Here is a 16,728-nt window from a genome sequence, read left to right as displayed (position 1 = left end):
TCGATGGCGCACTTTGCTTGGCCATGCCGCCAGTGTGGCCGTCTTCTGACTGTCCTCCGTTGATCGCTCGCCTGTCTGTGTCTGCCCGAATGTGTGATGGGGTTTCACGACCTAGCCTGTCTCATGCAGATCCAGCCAGCCAGTCCGGACCACGCCGACGGGATCCATTCGGTACTCGTAGCGTCCTGCCGTGACGCGTACGCGGATGTTCTCGACGACCACACGTTGATCGATGAGGTCGACACGCCTTCCCGGTGCGAGGCGATTCGTCGTCGACTCGCCACCACTGACGCTGAGCGCCAGTATCTCGTCGCGCTCGTCGACGACCACGTTGTCGGCTTTGCCGGGCTTCAATGGGGGTCGCTCGTCCCCGACCACATTCGCGCCGATGTGTATCTCCGCTCGCTGTACGTTCTTCCGGCACACCAGAGCGAAGGTATCGGCAGTGAATTACTCGACCGCGCTATCGAGGCCGTTCCCGAGACTGTCGACCGACTGGCGCTGTCGGTCATCTCCCGCAACGAAGCCGGAATCCGATTTTACGAGTCTCACGGCTTCGAGTACGTCGACGACGGAACCTACGAAATTGGCGGGACAGTCTACGAGACAGACATCTATCGCACCGATCTCGACGACTAACGCGTGACGCGATGTTTCAAACCCGGCTCGTTCGAGCGACTCAATACAATCTAACTTGTTCTAAAACAACGAAGGTGGAAAGACTTATGGGGAGTCGACCGGACAGGACACAGTACAGCGAGTCGGCGCGACTCCCCCGGGAGACTCCCAGACGGGTAGTGACAACTATCGCCCGAGGGAGCGCCGACGGACACACAAACCATGAGTCAGACGACACCACAACTGCAAGCGCGAGTACGGGCGATTCTCGACCGGGCGCGAGACCGAAGTAACGAGGCAATTGACGAGGGGACGCTCGACCAGTTACAGACTGAGATCGAGCGGAATCTCTACGAGGGCGTCTCTCGTGAGGAGTTGTACGAAGGCGTCGTGCAGGCGCTCACGGCACGCATCGAGCGGGAACCGACGTACAAGCGCGTCGCGGCCGCAGTGGTGCGCGAACGCTACTGCGGGGCGGTATTCGATGCCGTTCTCGACGGCGACTGGGACGATGGTCCCGACGACAGCCGTGACGCGTGGGACCTCGACGGCTACGAGTTCGACCGAACCTACCGGGAGACGTTCGCGGCGAATATTGAACGCGGCGTGGACCTCGGACTGCTCGACGAGCGCATGACCGAGCGATTCGACCTGTCGGCGCTCGCGGATGCGCTCGTTCTCGACCGGGACAGAAACCTCGACTACATGGCGATGGAGACGCTGACCCAGCGGTATTTCTTGCACACGAACGGCGGTGAGCCACTCGAACTCCCGCAGGCGTTCTGGATGCGCGTGGCGATGGGGCTTGCGCTCGAAGAGGACGACCCCCAAGCGCGAGCAGTAGAGTTCTACGAGGTGCTCTCGAAACTGGAGTTCACCCCGTCGACGCCGACGCTGTTTCACAGCGGCACCGCCCACCCGCAACTGTCCTCGTGTTATCTCACCACCGTGCAGGACGATCTAGAAGACATCTTCGACGCGTACAAACACCACGCGGTGCTCTCGAAGTGGAGCGGCGGCCTCGGCAACGACTGGACGAACCTGCGGGCGTCGGGCGCGCTGATCGAATCGACCGGTGTCGAGTCGACCGGTGTCGTTCCGTTCCTGCGGATCAGCAACGACGTCACCTCTGCGATCAATCGGTCGGGTAAGCGTCGCGGCGCGGCGTGTGCGTATCTCGAATGCTGGCATCTCGACTTTCCGGATTTCATCGACCTGAAGCGCAACACGGGCGACGAGCGCCGTCGGACGCCCGACATGAACACCGCGGCGTGGGTGCCCGATCTGTTCTTGAAACGCGTCGAGGCCGACGAGCAGTGGACGCTCTTTTCCCCTGACGAGGTGCCGGAACTGCACGGTACGTACGGCGAGGAGTTCGAGGCTCTGTACGAGGAGTACGAGCAGCAGGCCCGGGACGGCGAACTGCGGCAGTACGAGACGGTCGACGCCGCGGACCTCTGGCGGGAGACGCTCACCCGTCTGTTCGAGACCGGCCATCCGTGGATCACGTTCAAGGACTCCTGTAACGTGCGGAGTCCACAGGACCACGAGGGCGTGATCAACTCCTCCAATCTCTGTACGGAGATTACGCTGAACACCAGTGAGGACGAGCACGCCGTCTGCAACCTCGGCAGCGTCAACCTCGCGACGCACATGGACGACGGACGCCTCGACCGCGAGTATCTCGAATCGACCATCGAGACGGCGATGCGGATGCTCGACAACGTCGTCGACCTGTGCTTCTACCCCACTGACGAGGCCCAGGCCAGCAACCTCCGGAATCGTCCGGTCGGACTCGGCGTGATGGGCTTTCACGACGCGCTCATGCAGGCGGAGATTTCGATGGACTCGGAGCAGGCCATCGAGACGGCGAACCGCTGGCAGGAGTTCGTCTCCTATCACGCCCTGCTCAACTCCTCGAAACTCGCCGCGGAGCGCGGTGCGTACCCCTCCTACGAGGGGTCGAAGTGGGACCGCGGTCTCCTCCCACAGGACACGGTTGATCGCCTCGAAGCCGAACGCGGCAAGGAGATCCCCACCGACCGGGAGGAGACGCTCGACTGGTTCGTCGTCCGCGAGCACATCGAGGAACACGGGATGCGGAACTCGAACACGATGGCCGTCGCACCGACCGCGACCATCTCGACCATCAACGGGACGACACCCTCCATCGAACCGCTGTACTCGAACCTCTACGTGAAATCGAACATGAGCGGCGAGTTCACCGTGGTCAACGACCACCTCGTCTCGGATCTGCGCGAGCGCGGACTGTGGGACGAGGAGATGGTCGACCGGATCAAGTACCACGACGGCTCGATACAGGCGATCGACCGGATCCCCCAGGCGTGCAAGTCACTGTACTGCACCGCCTTCGAGATCGATCCGCGACACCAGATCCGCCTGACTGCACACCGACAGACGTGGATCGACCAGTCAGTCTCGCACAACGTCTTCTTCCCGTCGACCGACGGGTCCCTGCTCGACGACGTGTATCGGACGGCGTGGGAACTCGGCCTCAAGACGACCTACTACCTCCGGACACTCGGGGCCTCGCAGATAGAGAAGTCCACGCTCGACATGGACGAGTACGGCAAGACTCAGCACCGCGACAGCGAACACGAGCGACGAGCGGACGGCGGGAGTGCGGTCGAATCCGCGCGAACAGACGATACCGACACAACTGATTCGGATGAACTCTGCACCGTCGAAGACCCGACCTGTGACGCCTGTCAGTAGCGAAATCGCCAGCCAACCACCCGACTCACGACCACTACCCATGCCAATCCTCAACGACGACCAGCAACACGACCCGAACAAGATTCTGCCAATCGAGTACGACTGGGCCCGCGAGTACTACGAGGCGGGCGTCAACAACAACTGGGTGCCAGCCGAAATCCCCATGCAGGACGACGTCTCCCAGTGGAACGGCGACGCCCTCTCTCCGGCCGAACGGCAACTCATCGAGTGGAACCTCGGCTTCTTCTCGACGGCCGAATCCCTGACCGCGAACAATCTCGTGCTCGCGCTGTACGAGTACGTCACCGCCCCCGAGTGTCGACAGTACCTCCTGCGGCAGGTCTACGAGGAAGCCATCCACACGGATACGTTCATCTACTGCTGTGACACGCTCGGATTCGAGCCGGAGTACCTCTATGGAATGTACGACCGCGTCCCGGCAATCGAACAGAAAGACGACTTCGTTGTCGATCTGACGCGCGTCCTCGACGACGAGGAGTTCACTATCGAGACCGACGCCGACATCAGGGAGTTGCTCCGGGACCTCGTCGGCTTCTACGTCATCATGGAGGGCATCTTCTTCTACGCCGGATTCGCGATGATGCTCGGCCTGAAACGGCAGGGGAAGATGGTAGGCGTCGGCGAGCAGTTCGAGTACATCATGCGCGACGAGTCACTGCACCTGGGCTTCGGTGTCGACCTGATCGACCAGATCCGGACGGAGAATCCGGGCGTCTGGACCGACGAGTTCGACGAGGAGGTCCGTGACCTCGTGCTCGAAGCCGTCGACCTCGAATCGCAGTACGCACACGAGGCCTGTCCCGGCGAAATTCTCGGGATGGGCAGCGACCAGTTCGTCGACTACGTCGAGTACATCGCCGACCGACGGCTCGGACAACTCGACCAAGCCGAGGCCTTCGGCACCGACAACCCGTTCCCGTGGATGAGCGAGCAGGTCGACCTGAACAAGGAGAAAAACTTCTTCGAGACGCAGGTCACCGAGTATCAAAGCGGCGCGTCACTCGACTGGTAGTGCTGGCTGGCGCAGTCACACGAGTTTCGCAAAGGCGAGGTTTCCGCTCGTGCTCTCGATGATGGCCCGAACGACCTGTCCTTCCTGTGCGCCAGGGACGAAGATAGTGTACGACCCTCGTTCTGCGACGCCGTCGCCCTTGCGACCGGTACCGACGATTTCCAGGTCGTAGGTTTCGCCTTCCTCGATTGCGTCTTCGGCGCTCGCGACGGTCTGTGTCGTGTTCTTCTCGACGGGGCGGAATGCGCCACATGCCTGACAGCGGAGCATCTCGATGCCGTCCTCGCGGGTCAGCAGGGTGTCGGGCAGGCCACACTCCGAGCAGGTGACGAACTCGGCGACGTAGCCGTCGATGGCGGCCTCGAAATCTGCGACGTCGAAGGAGCCGTTGTACCGGGCGCGCTCACCGTCGAACTGCCCGCTCGTCCCGAACGCACGCTGGATGTGCCGGTGGAGGTGTTCGGTCTCCCGGTCGAGCGCGTCCGCAATCTCCCCGACGTTCGTCAGTCGCGTGAACGCACCGTCGGTTTCGCCTGCCGGATCTGGAATCGAGAGGCGACTCCCCTCTGTTCCCTCGCTGTCGGGTAACTCATCCTGTGCTCTGTCGAGTGCAGCAGTATAATCCATACCATCTAGAGAGCAAGCACCGGCAAAACGCTGGCGCGGGAGGTGGTGACACACCACGACCGCTTTCTGTCGTTCGAGAGAACTCCGCTCTTGCAGGACCACGAGAGACTTCGTCTCTCGAACGACGGTCCTTGCGCCGTCCGCCATCGTTCAGCAGTCGGGGCTTTCTGGTCGTTTGAGAAGGTCCGATCGTCCTTCTCCTAAAGTAAACACTACCTACGGTACCCTGTTAATACTTAACACACCTGGTGCTCAATCGAGAAGTATGCGTTCGCTCCGCCGAGAGAGACTGGTTTCGGAGACTGACTACACGGAACGCCGGAGGGGGACGCTCATAGATGTAACGACAACAGGAAGGAAATCAATCACGCCTCGAAAGTCGACGCACTGACCAAAAATACCCGATACAATCTAATGACGTTAGAAAGCGTCCCAGCATATGACTCAGAACGGATCAGTGGCGTTGGAAACCACGCGGTCGTCGTCGGAGCGAGTATTTCAGGCCTGCTGGCAGCTCGTGTCCTTGCGGACGGATTTGACAAGGTGACTGTGGTTGAACGTGATGAATTACCCGACGAACCGAAAACACGTGACGGGGCCCCGCACGCGCGGCAGCCGCACTTGCTACAGGAAGCGGGGCGGGTGATAATTGAGGACCTCTTTCCCGGGTACGGCGACGATTTAGTCTCCGAAGGCGGCTTGATAATTGATATCGCCTCGGATTTCAATTTCTACGACGAAGGCGGATACGTCGCTTCCCCCTCGACACAGATACCGGGGTATGCTGGAAGTCGGCCATTACTGGAGCACGTGATTCGCAAGCGGGTCTCAGAGATCGACGAGGTACAATTGCGCGACAGCACTCGCGTTGTCGGCTATCGTACAGATGAGCGCGGAACGACCGTGACGGGCGCAGAGATTTCGGGAACCGATGACAACAACACGTCCATGTCGGCTGACCTGATCGTTGACGCGACCGGCCGGACGAGTCGAACGCCGAAGTGGTTAGAAACCCGAGGGTACGAGTCACCCGAGGTTGCCGAAGTCAACGTTGATCTGGCCTACAGTACCACGACCGTCGAGCGTGATCCCGACGATCAGCGGGCATTCTGGGCGCCAGCATCACCACCATATACTCGAGGTGGCGGCGCATTGCCCATCGAAAATGAACGGAGACAGGTGGTCTTGCACGGCGTGCACGGTGATGACCCGCCACGGAACGTTGACGAGTTCCACGATTTCGCGTCGAGCTTGCAAATCACCGAAGTCGAAGAGATTTTAGATAGCCACGATATGCTCTCCGAGGATATCGACTACTATCCATTCCCCTCGAGTCGTCGGCGCTACTACGAAGAACTCGACTGCTTCCCCAGTGGGTTCCTCGTCGTCGGTGATGCGATTGCAAGTTACAATCCGATATATGGCCAAGGGATGTCAGTAGCAGCACTTCACGCACTCGTGTTGCATCATACGCTCGCAGAGAACGGCCTCGGCAATCTTGGGCTCGAATTCTTCGACGAAGTCGAACAGATCGTCGACGTCGCGTGGATGATGGCGGTCGGGGCGGATTTTCAGTTCCCCGAAACGACTGGCCCCAAGCCTCGCGGAACCGGTCTTATGGGCTGGTACCTGTCTCGCCTCACCAGGAAAGCCCATACTGACAGAGACCTATCCGAGCGCTTCATCCGCGTCATCATGATGGAGAAACCGCCTAAAACGTTATTTCGTCCTGGCGTGGTGTGGCGAGTACTCAAGCCAGCCATCTGATCCCCTTCGGATCCAGAGACTTCGGTAGTTCGTGCTGAAGACTGTCCGATATCTTGCACTGCCTTCCGTAACCATCTCTCTCAACAGTTCGTCGCTCGGCGTGTCCCGCGGTACATCGGCTGTCGCTGTTTCTATGCCACGCTATTCCGATCACTTTCGTGTGCCCCCGCTCGCTCTTCGAGATGCTCACGCCCGTTCGCATCTCGCTAGCCCTCGAACCCGTCCTCGAACCGGAAGGTGCCGTCCCGTTGGACGATTTCGCCGTCGACTTCGATGTAGGAGTCCTCGCTCATGTCGACGATCATATCGACGTGGACGGCGCTGTCGTTTTGCTCGTTGCCCTCGCCGACGGTGTCCTCGTAGGCGCGGCCGACCGCCATGTGGACGGTATCGCCCATCTTCTCGTCGAAGAGCATGTTGTAGGTGAATCGGTCGATGTCGCGGTTCATCCCGATGCCGAGTTCGCCGAGTCTGCGCGCGCCGTCGTCAGTTTCGAGCACTTCGGTCAGCACGTCCTCGTTTTTCGCCGCCTCGTGGTCGACGACTTCGCCGCCCTCGAATGTGAGATACACGTCGGTCACTTCCCGGCCCTGGTGGTACAGCGGCTTGTCGAACAGGACTTCCCCCTCGACGCTGTCGGGCACGGGCGCGGTGAAGACTTCGCCGCCGGGGAGGTTGTGCTCGCCGTAGTCGTTCAGCGTCGGGTTCCCGTCGAGTGACATCCGCACGTCAGTGGTGTCGCCGGAGACGATGCGGATCTCGTCGGCGGGGTCGAGAATTTCGACCATCTGGGCCTGATGCTCGCGCACGGCGTCCCAGTCCTTGTTGACCGCGTCCCAGACGAAGTTCTCGTAGGCCTCGGTGCTCATCTCGGCCAGTTGGGCGTTCGCTGGCGCGGGATACTGCGTGAGACACCATCGCTTCGAGAGTCGCTCGTTGAGAATCGGCTGGTTCGCCTGCGAGTACTCGGCGTTTACCTCGGGGTCGACGTCGCTCGTCTCGGTGACGTTCGTGTCCGCCCGGATGGCGACGTAGACATCGGTTTCCTCGATGAGTGCGAGCGTGTGCTCCGGCGTCTCGAACTCGTCGCTTGCGCGCAGGTACGCTCGTTGGGCGCGAGCGTCGCGGGTGAGCGCGACCGGATTTGCGCCTCTGTCACCGACGACTTCGTGGAGGGCGACCGCCAGGTCCTGACCCGCTGGCGGGGCGGAGATGACGACGTTGTCCCCCTCCTGCAGGTCGACCGAGTGATTCGCGATGATCTCTGCGTGCTCGCGGATGCGTGGATCCATATTCCGATCACGGAGGGGCGGGAACCAAACGGTTTTGGTCTGCTCGCTACCCGAGCTATCGCTCGTCGAGCGGTGGAACAGGACGGTCCTCGGGGCCGATGTACCGTGCTCGCGGACGGATCAGTCGGTTGTCCTCCTGGTATTCGAGGACGTGTCCGAGCCAGCCACCGGAGCGAGCCATCGCGAAGATGGGGGTGTACATGTCGATGGGGATGCCAAGCTTGTAGTACACCGCACCGGAGTAGAAGTCGACATTAGGAGCGATTCCCTTGTCGGGAAGCCCCTTCTCCTCGGTGAGATACTGCTCGATGGTCGTCGTGTAGTCGAGCCACTTGCCCTCGCCGTCGGCCGCCGAGAGGTCCTCGAGTTTCTCCTGCAGGATGCGCGCACGCGGGTCCTTGACGTTGTAGACGCGATGTCCCCAGCCAGGGACGCGCTCGCCAGCCTCGGTCTGGGCCGTCACCCATTCGAGCGCGTCCATGTCGCTCTCGTCGAGATTCAACAGCGCCTCGATGACGTCCTGGTTGGCCCCGCCGTGTAGCGGCCCCGACAGCGCGCCGATCCCGCCGGTGATTGCGCTGTAGACGTCCGCGAACGTCGAGCCGATCACCATCGCGGTGAACGTGGAGGCGTTGAGGCCGTGGTCGGCGTGGAGAATGAGCGCCATGTCCATCGTCTCCTCCGCGACCTCGTGTGGCTCCTCGCCGGTCAGCATGTACAGGAAGTTTCCGGCATACGAGAGTTCGTCTCGAGGGGCGAGCGGTTCCTCGCCGCGACGAAGGCGGTCGTAGGCCCCGAGTAGTGTTGGAATCTTCGCCGTGATTCGGCGTCCCTTCCGGAGCGAGGCCAGGCGGTCTCTCGGGTCCGAGTCAGATTCGGGCTCGTCGATAGACAGCATCGAGACGCCGGTTCGGAGCGCGGCCATCGGCGTTTCGTCGGCGTCGGCCATCGCTGCGAGCGTATCGATGACGGCGTCGTTGACCTGCATCTCCTCGGTCAGCGATTCGCTGAACGTCGTCAACTGTGACTGTGTCGGCAACTCCCCGTGCCAGAGCAGATGAAGAACTTCCTCGTAGCTCGTTTCTCGGGCCAGATCCGAAATATCGTACCCCCGGTAGACGAGCTTTCCGGCGTCGCCGTCGATGCTGCTCAACTCCGACTCGGCGACGAGTACACCTTCGAGCCCTTTCCTGAGTTCCTCGGACATACGTTGGAACTCCCCGCGCGTCGGGAAAAAGCATTATCATTTCCTGCAGACTTTGCTTTCAACAATTGAGATTTCTGTTTCCCAGACATTCGCTGTCGAGAGATGCTGCTTGGCAGATCGGTCCCGATCCACTCACTCGGGGGCCATCACCCGGTCAGTCAGAGGCGGTCTGACGGAGAGATCGAACTGCTAAAGAGCGTCGGCCCGTCCACTAGGGACAATGACGAGTCTGGGCACAGCGAGTGCCGCTCCCGGTGAGAGCGATACCGGCTCCCTCACGGTCGGCGAGAACAGAGCTGGCGACAGCGTCGGCCTTCCGGTAGCGGTCATCAACGGCGCACAGGAGGGCAAAACGCTGTATCTGCAGGCCGTGAGCGACGGCGACGAACTCAACGGACTCGGCGTCATCAGACGGGTCGTCCCGCAGATCGACCCCGCGGAGCTGTCCGGCACAGTCCTTGTCGTCGGCATCGCGAACCACTTCGGCTTTCAGGTCGCCGAACACCGCAACCCTATCGACGACACGAAGCTCAACCGAACCTATCCCGGCGACGAAAGCGGGACCTCGACCGAGCGCATCGCCGCGGCGACCTTCGACGTGGCATCCCGTGCTGACCTCGTCCTCGACCTCCATCAGGGGTCGACCTCCCGGATGATAAACGAGGTTCGCGTTCGCTGTGGGCGGCGCCACCGCCTTCACGACGACTGTCTCGAACTCGCGAAGGTCTTTGGCTGTGGACGGGTGCTCGACCAGAAGGGGCCGGAGGGCCAACTCGCTCGCGTCGGCCCCGACGAGGGTATCCCGACTGTCGACCCGGAACTGGGTGGCGCTGTCGGCTGGGACGAACACAGCATCGAGGTCGGCGTCGAGGGCGTGTTCAACGTGCTCAACTACTATGACTTTCTGTCCGAGACAGTCGAGACACAGTCCCAGACACGGGCACAGGGCTTCGACCAGTACGGCGCGCCCGCGGGCGGACTCGTCGACCTGCAGGTCGAACTCGGCGAGCGCGTCTCACGAAACACGACGCTGTTTACGATCACCGACGCATTCGGGCAGACGAAGGCGACCGTGACCGCCGATTCCGAGGGTATCTTCTGGCGAACCCGACGACTCCCGCAGGTCGCGACCGGGGAGTACGTCTGCTCTGTCGGCACTGATATCGACTCGTACTAAGGGATGCGAAACTGGCGTCGAGAACGGTACGCTGGCTACCAGAACTTCACGCCCAGGTCGTGCATCCCGTCGTTGTTCGTGGCGAGATTGATCAAAAGCGGCGTCACCGCCTCCACTTCGGCGGCGTTCGCGAGCCCGCCAGCGTCGAGCGCGCGCAGGCCGTCGATGTCGGCGATCAGTTGTCTCACCGTCCGCTTCGGGCCGCTCTCGTCTCCCACGACCGGCACGTCCCAGTCGATGTCCGCGTCGAGATTCGAGAGTCTCCCCGCCGCGAGATTGTGAAAGGCGCCGACGACCGGGACCGAATCGGGGGCCGCGTTCGCCGCCAGTTCGGTGACGCTCCCGACGCCGGGCGGATTGTAGTGGACGCTGTCGTCTTCTCGTTTCATTCCGACTGCAGGCGAGACCAGCACCGACCCCTCCAGTTCGTCGGCGACCGACTCGATGGTGTCCGAGAGATAGTACGCGGGAACGGAGAGAACGACCACGTCGCCCCGTGCGGCGGCCTCGGGGTTTTCTGCCCGTCCGATGGAGACTTCGTGGCCACGGTCTGCGAGCCGCGATTCGTACTCGTCGGCCGCGTCGGTCGCCTTCTCGGCCGTTCGCGACCCGACGATGACGTCGTGATCGGTGTCACGGGCGATTCGGAGGGCCAGTCCCTCGCCGATGTCGCCGGTGCCACCGAGTAGTGCTATCTGCATATCTGATGGTTGGACGAACGGCGAATAAACATTATGCGTTCGAATCGAGGTGTCTGGAATCAGGAGAGCAGATCCGGCAGGTCGTTGACCGAGTCGACGACGGCGCTCGCTCCCGCGCGCTCGTACTTGACTTTTCCCGCTTCGCCCGTCAGCCCACCGGTGAGGACGCCGATTCCGTAGTAGGTACGGGCGTCCGTCTCGTCGGCGTTGACTGCAGTTCGGATGTCGTCGAGCGTGTCTCCAGCGAAGGCGACGGCCTCGGCGTCGAAGCGCTCTGCGAGCGTGACGAGCGCGCCCGGGTCGGGCTTTCCCGCCTCCCAGTCGTCCATCGTGAATCGGTGGCTGTCAGGGATGTCGAGTCCGACGCGGTCGAGCGCGAGTGTCGCCTCGTCGGCCGGGCGACCGGTCACGACGCCGACGTCGTACCGTTCCGTGAGCGCGTCGAGCGTCTCCGAGTCGACCAGTACCGGTTCGTCGTGGACGAACCCACGCGTGTCGATGTCTGGCTCTTTGTCCTCGAACTCCCGGTAGCGCTCGCTCCCGAGATACAGTTGCTGGAACACGTCGCGGAGTCGCTCGGGGTCGTACTCGGCGCGGACGCGCTCGTAGGCATCCGGGTCGAGTCGGTCCTGCACGACCGTCTCGGCGGCCACGAGCCCTCCGCCACCCGCCTCGATTGCGTCGGTGAACTCGGTCATCGAGAGAGAGAACCCCTCGCGACTGGCGAGGACGTACAGCGCGCCAGCGTACGTGAGTTCCCAGTCGTTGTTGAACCCGCCAGCGTCCTTGAACTGCTGGATGTCCTCGTCGTCTATCCGTTCGCCGTACACCCGGCCGATGGACTCGACTATCGCGCGGCGGTAGGAGTCTGCCACGTCGACGAGCACGCCATCGATGTCGAGTACGACCGCATCGACGTTCATCACGCGGAGGAAGGCGACGGAGGTTCAAGGGGGTTGTGTCTCGGCGCGCCCGCTGGCACCGGTCAGCCCTGCGGTCGTGTCTCGACGCGATACAGCGTCCCGCTGGGGAGCGGGTCACGCGAGACGGGGACCAGCGGCGGGTCGCCACCGAGCGTCGTAAACAGACAGTCCGCCCCCACCTGGCGGGCGACCGCGCTGGTCGGGCGGTGGAGTTCCGGCGGAAGGTTGCGCGCGTAGACAACATCTGCGTCGGCGTAGACAGCTATCTCGGGGTCGGTCACGTCGTCGCGAACGAACTCGACGCCGTCGGGAACCGACCGCTCGTGAATATCTGTCGCAGTGACAGACGCGCCAGCGTCTGCCAGTTCTCGGGTGAGACCGGGGCGGTTCCCCACCCCGATTTCGACTGCGCTGTCGTAGTCAGACAGTCGGCTGACGAGTGTGTCACGCTGGCGCTCTCGCACGTAGGTTTTTACTACCGGGCGGCGTTTATAGATTTGTATGCACGTCGATATCGTGCCGGTGGGCGACGTCGATGCAGCCGTCAAACGGGAAGCCTCAGAGGGGCTTCGGTCCGTGTACGACTGCGAGGTGACCGTCCACGACACCGAACAGATCCCGACGGGGTCGTACGACTCCTCGCGCGAGCAGTACCGGGCCGAGGAGTTCATCGACCTCGCGAAGCGGGTCGGCGGCGGCGACAAGAACATCGCCATCACTGGAAAGGACCTGTTTTACCACCGGCGCAACTACGTCTTCGGACTCGCGTATCTCGGGGGCAGCGGCAGCGTCATCTCCACGTACCGCCTGCGAACGTCCTCGGACGGCGGGTTCTCGAATCGCTCCGCCGAGAGTATCTTCGCCGACCGCGTCCGCAAGGAGGTCATCCACGAGATCGGCCACACCGTCGGCCTCGAACACTGTGACAACAAGCGCTGCGTGATGAACTTCTCGCCCACCGTCAGCGAAGTCGACATCAAAGAGCAGACCCTCTGTGGCTCCTGCCAGCGCGACGCACTCTAGCGTCTGCCCTTTCGTACTTCCTCGTCTCTTCCTTCCCTCACCGTTCTGCCCACTAGAACCACCCCGGCGCGACGCCCCCCTTGCGGTTGTGCGCGTACCAAACACGTTTGGTGTACCGCTTATACTTGAGGAGTCTCTACCTATGTTTGTAATGAGTCAGACACAACAGGCGGACAAGACGGACGAACTCACGGAAATTTTCGTCTCCGTTACGGGAGACGAGGAAGTTGTCGAACAGCAGGACGAGGATACGGCCGACCGCGAACTTCCCGGCGAGAGCCGGATCGACGAGGCCGTCGAGGACGGCCTCAGCGATGCCATCGCGGGTGCGGAAGCAGACACTGGTGACCCCGGCGACCCCGGCGGCTGATACTGTCGGGACGTGACAGCATCCGTCGACGTAGCCGCGGATAGACCCATCCATCTCATTCTCATCGTGTCTGTTGGCCCCAGCCCAACGCTTATTCGCGCTGGCGGCCAGTCATGTGTAATGGGCCTCTTCGAGAAAGCAGGTGAGGCATTCGAGGAAACGAAACAGTCCGTGCTGGGCGGATCCGGGGCGGAGTACGTCTGCATGGCCTGCGAGAAACCAGTCGATGACGACTACGAGTACTGTCCTCACTGCGGCGAAGCGGCAGTCGAGCCAGTCGCGTAACGCCTTTGAACTTGGGACTCACTCGTCGATGTTCACCGGCGCAGTCTCGAACGCACCTTCGTCGTGTTCGGGGTCGTACTCGTCGATGGCCGCACGGACGATCTCGAAGACGCTTCGCTTGCTCCAGCGTGCGGTGTTCAGATGCAGGTCGTAGAAGTCCACGCTCTCGCTGTCGATTTCGTAGTAGGACTCGTAGCGCCCGGCTTCGCCCACCTCTCTGACGCCCATCTCTGCAGCGGTTTCCTCGCGGTCGCTGACTCGGCTCTTTCTAACCTCCTCGGGGGCGTCGAGATAGATCCGCAGGTCGGCGCGGTCGCCAGCGATCCAGCCAGCCAGTCTCGATTCGAGGATGAAGGGCTTGTTCGCCATCCCCCACTGTTCGGCGATCTCGCGGAGGTGTCGGTCGAGCGCACGGTCTATCTCGTCTGACTCCTGTGCCTTCGCGCTCAACTGCGTGAGTGACATTCCTCGCTCCTCGGCGATGTCCCGGAAGATGTCTCCGCCCGAGACGTAGGGGCAACTCATCGCCGCTGCCAGTTGGGTACACAGCGTCGTCGCGCCACAGCCCGGCGGGCCGGACACCGTGATGAACAGATTCGTGTCGATAGACGGGACCGAGTCGGTGGTCTCACTCATACGCGATCATCGTCCCCAGCAGTGAAAGAAGACGGGGTTCCAGTCAACGACCGAAAAAACTGACGCCGCCGCGTTACGGGGCGTAGTAGTACTCGCCTTCGCGTTTCTGTTCGCGGTCGAGTTGACTGTCGGGCTTGTTGATGCGCGGTCGGGAGGTGCGCTCGTCCCGGCGGAAGGTGATGTCGAGATTCGAGAGGAAGTCGTTCATCCCCTCGCGCATCCCCTGCGGTGGCGCTGCATGCCCACGGACTGCGGGTTCGCCGTCGAACACCAGCAACCGGTCCGAGAGCAGATCGATCATGTATATGTCGTGGTCGATGACCATCGCCGTCGCGTCGTGGTTCTCAGCGTACCGACGGATCGCGGAGGTGGCGAGCACGCGCTGTTCCACGTCCAGATGTGCCGAGGGCTCGTCGAGCAGGTACAGGTCGGCGTCCTCGGAGAGACAGGCCGCGATGGCGACGCGCTGGCGCTCCCCGCCCGACAGATCCGTCAGGTCTCGCTCCATCACGCTCTCGATCTGGAGTGGCTGTGCGATCTCCGTGTTCCAGTAGGACGATCCCACGTCGCTCGTGATCGACGAGAGGAAGGCGTCGACGCGCATCGGCTGGTCGATTTCGATGTACTGGGGCTTGTAGGCGATGTCGAGCGTGCTGGCGACGCTGCCCTCGTCGGGGTCCAGCCGTCCGGCGAGCATCTTCGCGAACGTCGACTTTCCGATCCCGTTGGGACCGACGACGCCGAGCACCTCGTTTTCGCGGATCGTTCCGGCCTCGACTGACAGCGAGAACTCGCCCTCGCCGTAGTCCTTCTCGAGTTTGGGGTACTCGATGACCACTTCGCCCGTCGCCGTGTTGCGCGGGGCGTGTTCCTCGAACTCGATTTCAGTCTCGCGGATGCGGACGTTCTCGGTTTCGAGATAGCCCGAGAGGTACTCGTTGATGCCAGCCTTGACCGACTTGGGGGGCGTGATGATCCCGAACGCGCCGGGTTCGCCGTATCCGACGTGGATGGCGTCGGCGAGCAGATCCAGAATCGCCAGGTCGTGCTCGACGACGAGCATCGAGCGGTCCCCGTCCGCTGCGAGTTCGCGGATGAGTCGTGCGACGGTCATCCGCTGGCTGATGTCCAGATACGGGGTGATCTCGTCCAGAAAGTAAAAGTCCGCGTCGCGGGCGAGCGCCGCAGCGATGGCGACGCGCTGGAGTTCACCGCCCGAGAGCGTATCGATTGGCTGGTCGAGGACCGGTTCGATCCCCAGGCGGTCGACCAGCGAGTCGAGCGCGTCGCGCTCGTCAGTTCGGTCGAGCAACTCGTGGGTCGCCCCGTCGAACTGGTCTGGGATCTTGTCCACGTACTGTGGCTTCCGGGCGACCGTCACCGACCCCTCGCGCATCGCTTCGAGGTACTCCTGCAGGGCCGTCCCGCGGTAGGCGTCGAGAATTGCGTCCCAGTCGGGGTCCGTATCGACCTGTCCGAGATTCGGCGAGAGTTCGTCGGCGAGGATGCGGACCGCGGTCGTCTTTCCGATCCCGTTGGGACCGAGAATGCCCGTGACGCGGCCTTCCTCGGGCGCAGGAAGCCCATAGAGGGCGAAGGCGTTGTCGCCGTAGCGATGCACGGGGTCCTCGTCGAGTTCCTGCGGGAGATTGAGGATCTGGATCGCGTCGAAGGGACACTTCTCGACGCAGATGCCACACGACGCGCCGAGACAGATCTCCTCGGAGATCCAGACCTGGTCGTCGGACCCGCTGTAGACGTCGCCCTCGTCGTAGCGCTCCTCGCGGGTGATGATGCACTCCTTGCCGGTTCGGTTCGGCGGACAGAAGTTCGCACACTCGTAGTTGCACCTGTCCGGTTGGCACTTCTCCAGGTCGACGACGGCGATGCTGTCTTCGGCCATGTTACTGGAGTGAACCCGCGGTCATCAGAATCGACCAGGTGACAAACCACAACGAGAACGTCATAAAGGCGACGTACAGTTTGTCCTTCGTTCCGAAGTCTCGCACGTCGATGCCGACGAGATAGTAGAGGGGGAACTGGACGAGAATCGTCACGCCGAGCACCCCAAGCGCGACGTTGTCGTTCGGCCCTGCGGCGAGAACGGTCGAGAGCACGCCTGCCACGACGCCAGCGAGCGTCGCGGTCGTGGTGACGATGATCGACCGCATGAAATCGGAGATTCCGCCACCGGGTTCGGCGGCGCTGTCGCTCGTCTCAACAGCGCCGTTCCCGGCCTCCGTCTCGGCAGCGCCGGTTTCCGTCTCGGTAGCCATGTGTCTGGATCCGCTAGCCGGGCTAAAAAGGGCGTTGTTCTCCGGGTCTGTGTCGGA

At 62.3% G+C, this 16,728-nt stretch carries 17 protein-coding genes; 8 read left to right on the top strand and 9 right to left on the bottom strand.

Features of this window, described 5'->3' with window-relative positions; all coding sequences use genetic code 11:
* Positions 1 to 96: 96 nt before the first annotated feature.
* The 3 genes from ACMGFL_RS13895 to ACMGFL_RS13885 all read left to right on the top strand — a co-directional run bounded on the left by ACMGFL_RS13895 (position 97) and on the right by ACMGFL_RS13885 (position 4,387).
* Positions 97 to 639, top strand: coding sequence for a GNAT family N-acetyltransferase (locus ACMGFL_RS13895; protein ID WP_436936132.1), 543 nt, complete (start codon positions 97 to 99; stop codon positions 637 to 639).
* A gap of 201 nt (positions 640 to 840) precedes the next feature.
* On the top strand, positions 841 to 3,354 hold the full coding sequence (locus tag ACMGFL_RS13890; RefSeq protein ID WP_436936131.1) for a ribonucleoside-diphosphate reductase subunit alpha: 2,514 nt from the start codon (positions 841 to 843) through the stop codon (positions 3,352 to 3,354).
* 40 nt (positions 3,355 to 3,394) lie between these two features.
* On the top strand, positions 3,395 to 4,387 hold the full coding sequence (locus ACMGFL_RS13885; protein WP_436936130.1) for a ribonucleotide-diphosphate reductase subunit beta: 993 nt from the start codon (positions 3,395 to 3,397) through the stop codon (positions 4,385 to 4,387).
* 15 nt (positions 4,388 to 4,402) lie between these two features.
* On the opposite strand, the gene ACMGFL_RS13880 is transcribed toward ACMGFL_RS13885, so the two are convergent.
* Positions 4,403 to 5,014 carry a translation initiation factor IF-2 subunit beta gene (locus ACMGFL_RS13880; RefSeq protein WP_436936129.1) on the bottom strand — a complete coding sequence of 204 codons (612 nt, stop codon included), beginning with the start codon at positions 5,012 to 5,014 and terminating at the stop codon, positions 4,403 to 4,405.
* A gap of 414 nt (positions 5,015 to 5,428) precedes the next feature.
* On the opposite strand from ACMGFL_RS13880, the gene ACMGFL_RS13875 reads away from it, so the two are divergent.
* On the top strand, positions 5,429 to 6,781 hold the full coding sequence (locus ACMGFL_RS13875) for an FAD-dependent oxidoreductase (RefSeq protein ID WP_436936128.1): 1,353 nt from the start codon (positions 5,429 to 5,431) through the stop codon (positions 6,779 to 6,781).
* A 206-nt stretch (positions 6,782 to 6,987) separates the two neighbouring features.
* Here ACMGFL_RS13875 and ACMGFL_RS13870 read toward each other — a convergent pair whose 3' ends face one another.
* Both ACMGFL_RS13870 and citZ read right to left on the bottom strand, forming a co-directional pair.
* Positions 6,988 to 8,073, bottom strand: coding sequence for an aminopeptidase (locus tag ACMGFL_RS13870; protein WP_436936127.1), 1,086 nt, complete (start codon positions 8,071 to 8,073; stop codon positions 6,988 to 6,990).
* 55 nt (positions 8,074 to 8,128) lie between these two features.
* Positions 8,129 to 9,280: a citrate synthase gene (gene citZ / locus ACMGFL_RS13865; RefSeq protein WP_436936126.1), complete on the bottom strand. Its 1,152-nt coding sequence runs from the start codon at positions 9,278 to 9,280 to the stop codon at positions 8,129 to 8,131.
* A 220-nt stretch (positions 9,281 to 9,500) separates the two neighbouring features.
* Here citZ and ACMGFL_RS13860 point away from each other — a divergent pair, with 220 nt between their 5' ends.
* Positions 9,501 to 10,457 (top strand): succinylglutamate desuccinylase/aspartoacylase family protein, encoded by a 957-nt coding sequence (locus ACMGFL_RS13860; protein ID WP_436936125.1) that lies wholly within the window; start codon positions 9,501 to 9,503, stop codon positions 10,455 to 10,457.
* Between the two features lie 35 nt (positions 10,458 to 10,492).
* On the opposite strand, the gene npdG is transcribed toward ACMGFL_RS13860, so the two are convergent.
* The 3 genes from npdG to ACMGFL_RS13845 form a co-directional block, all read right to left on the bottom strand.
* Positions 10,493 to 11,158 carry an NADPH-dependent F420 reductase gene (gene npdG, locus ACMGFL_RS13855; protein WP_436936124.1) on the bottom strand — a complete coding sequence of 222 codons (666 nt, stop codon included), beginning with the start codon at positions 11,156 to 11,158 and terminating at the stop codon, positions 10,493 to 10,495.
* Positions 11,159 to 11,217: 59 nt separating this feature from the next.
* Positions 11,218 to 12,081 carry a TIGR01548 family HAD-type hydrolase gene (locus tag ACMGFL_RS13850; protein WP_436936123.1) on the bottom strand — a complete coding sequence of 288 codons (864 nt, stop codon included), beginning with the start codon at positions 12,079 to 12,081 and terminating at the stop codon, positions 11,218 to 11,220.
* Between the two features lie 62 nt (positions 12,082 to 12,143).
* Positions 12,144 to 12,545, bottom strand: a complete 402-nt coding sequence (locus ACMGFL_RS13845; RefSeq protein WP_436936122.1) for a UPF0146 family protein — start codon at positions 12,543 to 12,545, stop codon at positions 12,144 to 12,146.
* Positions 12,546 to 12,582: 37 nt separating this feature from the next.
* Between ACMGFL_RS13845 and ACMGFL_RS13840 the strand changes: the two genes are divergently transcribed.
* From ACMGFL_RS13840 to ACMGFL_RS13830, 3 genes are all read left to right on the top strand, one after another.
* Entirely contained in the window at positions 12,583 to 13,104 is a 522-nt protein-coding gene (locus ACMGFL_RS13840) for an archaemetzincin family Zn-dependent metalloprotease (protein WP_436936121.1), read from the top strand.
* Between the two features lie 151 nt (positions 13,105 to 13,255).
* Positions 13,256 to 13,474: a hypothetical protein gene (locus tag ACMGFL_RS13835; RefSeq protein ID WP_436936120.1), complete on the top strand. Its 219-nt coding sequence runs from the start codon at positions 13,256 to 13,258 to the stop codon at positions 13,472 to 13,474.
* Between the two features lie 120 nt (positions 13,475 to 13,594).
* A complete protein-coding gene (locus tag ACMGFL_RS13830) occupies positions 13,595 to 13,759 on the top strand; it encodes a hypothetical protein (RefSeq protein ID WP_436936119.1) in 165 nt (54 codons plus the stop codon).
* Between the two features lie 18 nt (positions 13,760 to 13,777).
* Here the strand turns inward: ACMGFL_RS13830 and cmk are convergent, their stop codons facing one another.
* The 3 genes from cmk to ACMGFL_RS13815 form a co-directional block, all read right to left on the bottom strand.
* Complete coding sequence (gene cmk, locus ACMGFL_RS13825; protein ID WP_436936118.1) at positions 13,778 to 14,395, bottom strand: (d)CMP kinase; 618 nt, start codon at positions 14,393 to 14,395, stop codon at positions 13,778 to 13,780.
* A 73-nt stretch (positions 14,396 to 14,468) separates the two neighbouring features.
* Positions 14,469 to 16,298, bottom strand: coding sequence for a ribosome biogenesis/translation initiation ATPase RLI (locus ACMGFL_RS13820; RefSeq protein WP_436936117.1), 1,830 nt, complete (start codon positions 16,296 to 16,298; stop codon positions 14,469 to 14,471).
* A 1-nt stretch (position 16,299) separates the two neighbouring features.
* A complete protein-coding gene (locus tag ACMGFL_RS13815; protein ID WP_436936116.1) occupies positions 16,300 to 16,671 on the bottom strand; it encodes an EMC6-like membrane protein in 372 nt (123 codons plus the stop codon).
* Positions 16,672 to 16,728 lie beyond the last annotated feature (57 nt).

This window comes from Halovenus marina (genome assembly GCF_051414115.1).
Lineage (GTDB): Archaea > Halobacteriota > Halobacteria > Halobacteriales > Haloarculaceae > Halovenus > Halovenus marina.
The sequence above is the reverse complement of the archived record's forward strand: the minus strand, read 5'-3'. Positions and strand labels throughout refer to the sequence as shown.

Coding starts and splice junctions, on each gene's coding strand:
- ACMGFL_RS13860 (WP_436936125.1), top strand. CDS start 9,501: ATGACGAGTCTGGGCACAGCGAGTGCCGCTCCCGGTGAGAGCGATACC.
- ACMGFL_RS13815 (WP_436936116.1), bottom strand. CDS start 16,671: ATGGCTACCGAGACGGAAACCGGCGCTGCCGAGACGGAGGCCGGGAAC.
- ACMGFL_RS13830 (WP_436936119.1), top strand. CDS start 13,595: ATGGGCCTCTTCGAGAAAGCAGGTGAGGCATTCGAGGAAACGAAACAG.
- npdG (WP_436936124.1), bottom strand. CDS start 11,158: ATGCAGATAGCACTACTCGGTGGCACCGGCGACATCGGCGAGGGACTG.
- cmk (WP_436936118.1), bottom strand. CDS start 14,395: ATGAGTGAGACCACCGACTCGGTCCCGTCTATCGACACGAATCTGTTC.
- ACMGFL_RS13875 (WP_436936128.1), top strand. CDS start 5,429: ATGACGTTAGAAAGCGTCCCAGCATATGACTCAGAACGGATCAGTGGC.
- ACMGFL_RS13835 (WP_436936120.1), top strand. CDS start 13,256: ATGAGTCAGACACAACAGGCGGACAAGACGGACGAACTCACGGAAATT.
- ACMGFL_RS13885 (WP_436936130.1), top strand. CDS start 3,395: ATGCCAATCCTCAACGACGACCAGCAACACGACCCGAACAAGATTCTG.
- ACMGFL_RS13820 (WP_436936117.1), bottom strand. CDS start 16,298: ATGGCCGAAGACAGCATCGCCGTCGTCGACCTGGAGAAGTGCCAACCG.
- ACMGFL_RS13880 (WP_436936129.1), bottom strand. CDS start 5,014: ATGGATTATACTGCTGCACTCGACAGAGCACAGGATGAGTTACCCGAC.
- ACMGFL_RS13850 (WP_436936123.1), bottom strand. CDS start 12,081: ATGAACGTCGATGCGGTCGTACTCGACATCGATGGCGTGCTCGTCGAC.
- ACMGFL_RS13890 (WP_436936131.1), top strand. CDS start 841: ATGAGTCAGACGACACCACAACTGCAAGCGCGAGTACGGGCGATTCTC.
- citZ (WP_436936126.1), bottom strand. CDS start 9,280: ATGTCCGAGGAACTCAGGAAAGGGCTCGAAGGTGTACTCGTCGCCGAG.
- ACMGFL_RS13840 (WP_436936121.1), top strand. CDS start 12,583: ATGCACGTCGATATCGTGCCGGTGGGCGACGTCGATGCAGCCGTCAAA.
- ACMGFL_RS13895 (WP_436936132.1), top strand. CDS start 97: ATGGGGTTTCACGACCTAGCCTGTCTCATGCAGATCCAGCCAGCCAGT.
- ACMGFL_RS13870 (WP_436936127.1), bottom strand. CDS start 8,073: ATGGATCCACGCATCCGCGAGCACGCAGAGATCATCGCGAATCACTCG.